The 7,005-nt window shown below is 65.4% G+C and carries 9 protein-coding genes; 6 read left to right on the plus strand and 3 right to left on the minus strand.

The genetic code is table 11. The annotated features are described in order from the left end of the window. Positions 1–573 precede the first annotated feature (573 nt). Both DVDV_RS21055 and DVDV_RS21060 read left to right on the plus strand, forming a co-directional pair. Positions 574–918, plus strand: coding sequence for a DVU0772 family protein (locus tag DVDV_RS21055; protein WP_075356539.1), 345 nt, complete (start codon positions 574–576; stop codon positions 916–918). Between the two features lie 271 nt (positions 919–1,189). Then, positions 1,190–1,915, plus strand: coding sequence for a metallophosphoesterase (locus DVDV_RS21060; RefSeq protein WP_075356540.1), 726 nt, complete (start codon positions 1,190–1,192; stop codon positions 1,913–1,915). Between the two features lie 107 nt (positions 1,916–2,022). Here DVDV_RS21060 and DVDV_RS21065 read toward each other — a convergent pair whose 3' ends face one another. From DVDV_RS21065 to DVDV_RS21075, 3 genes are read right to left on the minus strand one after another with little or no spacing between them, the layout of a single operon-like run. After that, complete coding sequence (locus DVDV_RS21065) at positions 2,023–3,390, minus strand: trypsin-like peptidase domain-containing protein (protein WP_075356541.1); 1,368 nt, start codon at positions 3,388–3,390, stop codon at positions 2,023–2,025. A 37-nt stretch (positions 3,391–3,427) separates the two neighbouring features. Then, on the minus strand, positions 3,428–3,859 hold the full coding sequence (locus DVDV_RS21070; protein WP_075356542.1) for an Hsp20/alpha crystallin family protein: 432 nt from the start codon (positions 3,857–3,859) through the stop codon (positions 3,428–3,430). 39 nt (positions 3,860–3,898) lie between these two features. Further along, positions 3,899–4,114 (minus strand): Trm112 family protein, encoded by a 216-nt coding sequence (locus DVDV_RS21075; RefSeq protein ID WP_075356543.1) that lies wholly within the window; start codon positions 4,112–4,114, stop codon positions 3,899–3,901. 100 nt (positions 4,115–4,214) lie between these two features. Between DVDV_RS21075 and DVDV_RS21080 the strand changes: the two genes are divergently transcribed. The 4 genes from DVDV_RS21080 to DVDV_RS21095 form a co-directional block, all read left to right on the plus strand. After that, the gene (locus DVDV_RS21080; protein WP_075356546.1) at positions 4,215–5,084 is read left to right on the plus strand and encodes a PHP domain-containing protein; all 870 of its coding nucleotides are present in this window, start codon (positions 4,215–4,217) and stop codon (positions 5,082–5,084) included. A 65-nt stretch (positions 5,085–5,149) separates the two neighbouring features. Further along, complete coding sequence (gene rplU, locus DVDV_RS21085; protein ID WP_043637180.1) at positions 5,150–5,458, plus strand: 50S ribosomal protein L21; 309 nt, start codon at positions 5,150–5,152, stop codon at positions 5,456–5,458. A gap of 25 nt (positions 5,459–5,483) precedes the next feature. Beyond that, positions 5,484–5,768, plus strand: a complete 285-nt coding sequence (gene rpmA / locus DVDV_RS21090) for a 50S ribosomal protein L27 (RefSeq protein WP_075356544.1) — start codon at positions 5,484–5,486, stop codon at positions 5,766–5,768. A gap of 224 nt (positions 5,769–5,992) precedes the next feature. Then, a partial coding sequence (locus tag DVDV_RS21095) for a flagellar motor protein MotB (RefSeq protein ID WP_075356545.1) occupies positions 5,993–7,005 on the plus strand: 1,013 nt, incomplete at its 3' end.

The following is a 7,005-nucleotide window of genomic DNA, read 5'->3' on the forward strand; positions in this document are numbered from 1 at the left end:
GGGGGAGTTTGATTTGACTGTGGGCGTTGCCGGACCGGGAAGCGGGAGGCGTCGCCCCCTTTACCCCCTTGCCTCCCGGGAGGGTTTCCAAAGGGCACTGCCCTTTGGCCGCCGGAGGCACTCTTTCCCTTCCCTCACTCCAGCCCGGCCGCCGGAGGCCTTCTTCCAGAACCCAGGCGGCGAAGCCGCATGCAACAAAGTTCCCCCTCCCAAAGGTCCGGCCCTGGGACAGGCGTTGTGCCTGCCCCGGGGCCGGATTGTTTTGGTGGTTTGAGGCTGCGCGAAAAGCCCTCCAGGAGCCGGCTCCCAAGTCCGGGCAGTCTGGTTTTCCGAGCCTCGCCTCCGCTTCCCCGACGCCCGCCCGCCCGGCCTGTCTCTGGTCCTGCCGCGGCAGCCCCGCCCCAACGGCCCCAACAAAAAAATAATCCTCATAAATACAAATAATTAGCTAAACACAGCCGGAAACCTTCCGGCTCTTTCAAAAATTACGCTTGACCGTCGGACAAAACGGATTAGATTTGTCTCATATCGGATGCAGGAACTTTCGGTGCCCAAACCGTACGGAGGATACACATGCAGACCCAACACGACCTGTCCGGCCTTGTCATCGATTGGGATATGACCCCGGAAGACGCCGTGACCCTGTACCTGGAGTGGGGCAACAACTCCTGGCACGCCCAACATAAGCCCGTGACCTCGAAGAATGATTTTTCCACCTATTTCGTGGTCAATACCTGGACCGGGACCCCGCAACTGTCCCTGGTACGCCGCAACTCCGAGGATTGCGTGGAAATCGCCGCCTTTGAAATCCCCGAGGATCTGGCCAAGGATTTCATGGAAGAGACCGGCTTTAACAAGGGCGTCTACGCCCCCAGCGGCGCCATCAAGCAGTGGCTGCAAAACAAATATTTCAACTAGGGCACACTCATCCCCAAACGTTTCTCCCGCATAACCCCCGCATCATCCCTCCGCGCTTATGACGCGTCCCCGGTGGATAGGCCCCGGGGACGCGTCCTTCTTTTGGCGGCAGGGTGCCGCGTCCCTCAAACGCAATCTGCCTTGCCCGGCGCACGGCCATTCCTCGCTCCGCAGCCTTGCGCCGCAAGCGACAGGGCCTTGCCCGGTGCACCACGGCCCGGCCCCGGACACGCCCCTTGTCCCGGGCCGCTGAAACTGCCACTATCCCGCCATGCTCCTGGCCGCCATCGCCGACATCCACGGCAATCTTGAAGCCCTGGCCGCTGTTTTGGCCGACATCGACCGGCATACGCCCGATGTCGTGGTGAGTCTGGGCGATAATATCGGCTATGGGCCGGACCCGCAGGCCGTGCTGGAGATGCTGGATGCGCGCCAGATCGCCAGCGTGCGCGGCAACCACGAGTGGGCGGTGGTGGACCCTTCGCGCCGGGGGGCGTTCAACCCCCAGGCCCTGGAGGCGCTCTTGCGCACCCGGGAGCTGCTTGGCCCGGATTCCCTGGCCCGCATCGCCAATTATCCGGTCTCGCTGGTGGCGGCCGGCTGCCGGCTGGTCCACGGCCTGCCGCCAAACGACACCACCGCCTATCTCTTCGAGGCCGGCGAGACGACGCTTCGCCGGGCTTTTTTGCGCACGCCCGAGCCGGTGTCCCTGGTCGGGCACACCCACATGCTCGAAGGCGCGACCCTGCGCGGCCGCGAGGTCGACCGCTTCGAGCTGTCCCTGGGCGGCAATCCCCTGGACCCGGCCGCCCGCCACATCCTCAACGTCGGGGCCGTCGGCCAGCCCCGCGATGGCGACAATCGGGCCAAGTACGGCCTTTTCGACACCAAAACCCACAGCCTGGACATCCGGGCCGTGCCCTACGACATCGAGGCCGTGATCCGCAAAATGGCCGAGCGCGGCCTGCCCATGCGCTACGCCGAGCGGTTGCGCTAGGGGGGAGAAGAGGAAGAGAAAGAGTGCCTCCGGCGGCCAAAGGGCTGAGCCCTTTGGAATCCCACCTGGGGGGAGTTTGATTTGACTGTGCGCGTAGCCTCGTCGGCTTACTCCACGCCCATGCGGGCGTAATAGCCCCGGCCCCCGCGCTCGATCATGACCAGGATGGTCCGGTTCAAACGGTTGACGTAGACGGCCCGGATGAATTCGGCCTGGGACGTGAGCTTTTCCCCGCCGATCTGGACCAGCACGTCACCGGGCTTGAGTCCCAGCCGGGCGGCCGGCGAACCCGGCGTCACTGCCGACACGGCCACACCACGGCCAAAACCGACCGTAAGCCCCCAGCGCGACGCGGCCAGGGCCGCAGCTTCGCGCTCGTCAAAGGCAGCGGGCGCAGCCGACAGCTTCAACTCCGTTTCCCCCCGGCGAACCGTCAGGGCCAGAGGTTCCCCCACCGTGGAGGTGGCCAACGCCCCCCGGAACTGGTCCTTGTCGTCAAGTTCCGTCCCGCCAACCGCCGTCACCAGATCGCCCGGCCGCAGCCCGGCCTTTTCGGCCGGCGTTCCCGGTGCCACTTCGGTAACCAGCATGCCCTTGGGCCGGGTCAGGCCGAAATAGCGCGCCGCCCGGACATCCACGTCCTGGCCCGTGACTCCAAGCCAGGCTGGCGTCACCCGGCCGCCGTGCATGAGCTCGGCCACCACCCGCCGGGCCTTGTTGATGGGAATGGCAAAGCCGATGCCCTCGGCTCCGGCCTGGATGGCCATGTTGATGCCGATGACCTGCCCGGCCAGATTGACCAGCGGCCCGCCGCTGTTGCCGGGATTGATGGCCGTGTCGGTCTGGATCAGGTCGGCATAGGCCCCGCCCTCGTGCTTGAGCGAGCGGCCGACGGCCGAGATGACCCCGGTGGTGACGGTGTGGGTGTAGCCAAAGGGATTGCCGATGGCGATGGCCGTCTCGCCGATCATGATGTCGGCCGAGTCGCCCATGGCCGCCTGGGGCAGGTCGCCGCCATCGTCCAGATGCAGCACGGCCACGTCGAAATCCGGGTCCGCACCGACCAGGGAGGCCGAAAGCACCCGCCCGTCCTGCAGCCGGGCCTTGATCGAGGTGCCGCCGGCAATGACGTGGGCGTTGGTCAGCACCAGCCCGGCCTTGCCGTCGATGATGACCCCGGACCCGAGGCTCTCCTGGGTCTGCTGCCGGGGGGCCGGGCCGCCCTGGCCGAGAAACTGGCGGAAAAGCTCGTCCTCGAAAAAGGGTCCCCGGTTGCCCCGGCGCTCCACGGTCCTGGCCGAGGTGATGTTGACCACGGCCGGAGCCACGGCCGCCACGGCCGCCACCACCGGGGTCTGGCGCAGCTCCCGGCCGGTCGGGGCCGCTGCCGACGGACCGGACGCGGCGAGAAACAGGGAAATCACCAGAAAGAAACAGGCAAAAAGGCGTATCGCCCACAGGGCAATGCGACCCATGGCAGGCCTCCGCAGCACAAGTGAGAGGGTTTTGGCGTCAGCTGATGGGGATGCGGCGGCGCAGGCGTTCGGGCAGAACCTTGGGCAGGCGCACCTCCAGCAGGCCGTCCTTCATGACGGCGGCAATCTCGGTGCGCGCCACGCCCTTGGGCAACAGGAAGCTGCGGGCAAAAGGCCCGTAGGAACGCTCCAGCACCTGATACACCCCGCCCCGGGCGTCTTTTTCAAAACGCCGGTTGCCCTGGATGATCAGTTCCCGGCCCCGGATTTCCACGGCCACGTCTTCCCGGGCCACGCCGGCCAGTTCCAGGGTCACCCGGAACTCGTCGTCCGTTTCCACGACATCGGCTGCCGGCTGCCAGGCAAAGGCGCACTCCCTGGGTCCGGCAGCGGCCTCGTCCATCATCCGTGCGGCTTCGTTGCCGATTTCGGCCAGGGCCATCCACGGCGTCCAGTGCAGTTTGGCCATTGCGGCTCCCTGCCCGAGCATGGCGCTCCGGGCGTTGCGTTATTTTGCGGCGTCGTCTTTGACCGAGCTTTTGCCGGCGTCCCAGTCGGCGCGGGCCACGGCTTCTTCCACCAGCATGATGGGGATGTCGTCGCGCACCGGGTAGACCACGGCGCACGGCGGGCAGGCCAGGCCGGCCTCGGCATCGACAACAGTCAGCGCGCCCTTGCATTTGGGGCAGGCCAGGATGGTCAACAGGTCAGGATGAATGCTCACGTACGGTCTCCTTTGGCGAGAGTGTGTCCTGGTAATAGCCAAATCGGACGGCAGGCGCAATGGAGGTTCACAAGTCAGCCGGGGCGGGCTAGGGTTGGGGATGGCTTTCATTGATCTGCACACCCACACCACGGCCTCGGACGGAACCCTTGCTCCCAAGGAACTGGTGGACCGGGCCGCCGGACTCGGCCTCGTCGCCGTGGCCATCACCGACCATGACACCCTGGCCGGGCTGCCCGAGGCCCGCGCCGCCGGAGTGCGCCACGGCCTGGATGTGGTGGCCGGCGTGGAACTGTCCGTGGCCGACGACCGGGGCAGCATCCATCTGGTTGGGCTTTTTTTGCCGGACAATCCCGGCCCCCTGGCCGAACGCCTGGACTGGCTGCGCGAACGTCGCCACGACCGCAACCACCGCATCCTGGAAAAGCTCAAGGCCCTTGGCGTGTCCCTCGACTATGCATCCGTCACGGTCCTGGCCCAGGGGGCGGTCGGCCGGCCGCATATCGCCCAGGCCCTTTTGGCCCAGGGGGTGGTGTCGAGCTTCAAGGAGGCCTTCACCCGCTTCCTGGGAGCCCACGGCAAGGCCTACGTGCCCAAGGACAAGCTGACGCTGACCCATGCCATTGGCCTGCTCCACGCCGAAGGCGGTCTGGCCGTTCTGGCCCATCCCTATCTTCTGGGCCTGTCCGGCCCGGCCCTGGCCGAGACCGTGACCCGCTACCGCGACGTCGGCCTCGACGCCATCGAGGCCTTTTACACCGAACACTCCCAGTACCAGACCCTTGAATATCTGGCCCTGGCCCGCAAGCTGGGTCTGGCCGTCTCGGGCGGCTCGGATTTCCACGGCGCAGCCAAGCCCGGAGTGGAACTCGGCCGGGGCCGGGGCAGCCTCCGGGTGGACATCGCCACCCTGGACATTTTGCAGGCCCGCCGGGCCCGTCTTTTGGCCACGGGATCGTCTCTGGCGTAAAAAGAGCTTGACCCCGGGCTCAACCCGGAATAAAGGATTCCTCTTCCCTATCGGAGGTCATCCCTATGTACGCAATCGTTTTGGCTGGCGGCAAGCAATACAAGGTCCAGGAAGGGGCCACCATCACCGTGGACCTCGTTGCGGCCGATGCCGGCTCGGAATACGTGCTGGACAAGGTGCTCATGGTCGGCGGAACCGATGTCAAAGTCGGTGCGCCCTATCTTTCCGGCGCGGCTGTCACCTGCGAGGTGGCTGGTCATGTCAAGGGCAAGAAGATCGTGGTCTTCCACAAGCGCCGCCGCAAGGATTCCCACAAGAAGCAGGGCCATCGCCAAGGCTATACCCAGCTGACGGTGAAGTCCATCCAGGTCTAGTTTCATCTTTTGAAGGAGTCGCGAGATGGCACATAAAAAAGCAGGCGGCAGCTCCAGAAACGGCCGCGACAGCGCCGGCCAACGGCGTGGCGTCAAGCGTTTCGGTGGTCAGAAGGTTCTGGCCGGCAACATCCTGGTGCGCCAGCTCGGCACCAAGTTCCACCCCGGCGACGGCGTGGGCATGGGCCGCGACTACACCCTGTTCGCCCTGGTGGACGGCGTGGTGAAGTTCGAGAAGTATTCGCGCAACAACAAGGTCAAGACCCGCATCCACGTGCTGCCGGTCGAGGCCGCTGCAGTCGCCGCCTAACCAGCGACGATCCGGCGAAGGTATTTCGGGCGGAAGGCGCTAGCCTTTCGCCCTTTTCGTCGTGGCGCGTCCCGGACGCCAAGCCTTTGCCGGCCCATGCCGATCGCCCCGCCAGCCCCACCCCAACGGTTGCCCTTTATCCCGCTCCTGCGTAACTACACCCATAGATAACCGTCCCCTAAACGGAATCGCATCTGCGACCGATAGGGACTGACGGAGGGGTCATGGCTGAGGGCGAACACAAAAAAAACATCATCATCAAGAAGGTCAAGAAGATCTCGGCTGGTGCCCATGGTGGTTCCTGGAAGGTGGCCTACGCCGATCTGGTGACCGCGATGATGGCCTTTTTCCTGCTCATGTGGCTCCTAAGCAACGCCCCCCAGGAAAAGAAGGAAGAAATAGCAAACTATTTCAACGATTTCAGTATATTCAACAATCCCGGCCCCTCAGCCCAGACCCTGGAGACCGGCGGTCTCGGGCCTCCGGGAGCCGTGGTTGGCAGCCAGTCCGAGCGCCCGGACGTGGCCATTGACCGGGAGGGGCAGCAGCCCTCCGGCGGCCAGGGGCAAAACACGGGCATGATGGACGGCGGCAAGGAATCCCCGCCCCTGACCAAGGCCGAAGCAGCGGCCCAGGCCAAGGCGGCGGCAGCGGCCGAAGCCCAGGCCGGGGCGCTGGAGCGCGAAATCGAACAGGCCCTGCAAAAGACCGTGCCCGAACTGGCCGGACAGGTGTCGGTGACCCAACTCAAAGACCGAGTGCGCATCGAGATCATGGACAAGGCCGACCGGCCGCTTTACGACCTTGGCGGCGTGTCCCTGCTGCCCGATGCTCAGCGCATTCTGGCCGCCGTCACCGACGTGGTGAAAAAGGAAGGGGTCAAGGTGGCCATCGAAGGCCACACCGACGCCTACCGCTACTCCGGGACCTACTCCAACTGGGATCTTTCGGCCGGCCGGGCCCTTTCCGCCCGGCGGTTCATGGTGGGAGCGGGGCTGAATCCCGACAACGTGACCCAGGTCACGGGCTTTGCCGATACCCGGCCCTACGTGGCCGACAAGCCTTTTGACGCCAGAAACCGGCGGATAAGCCTGCTGCTGTTTCGCGAACCCAAGCCCGGCGAACGCGGGGTGGGCAGCGGCCAGGGGCAGGGCAAACCCGCCCCGCCAAAAACGCCTGATGTGGGCGAAGTCCTGGAAAAGCAGATCAACACCATCTACGACAAATCGACCGAAGG

This window comes from Desulfovibrio sp. DV, assembly GCF_001936595.1.
GTDB lineage: Bacteria > Desulfobacterota > Desulfovibrionia > Desulfovibrionales > Desulfovibrionaceae > Solidesulfovibrio.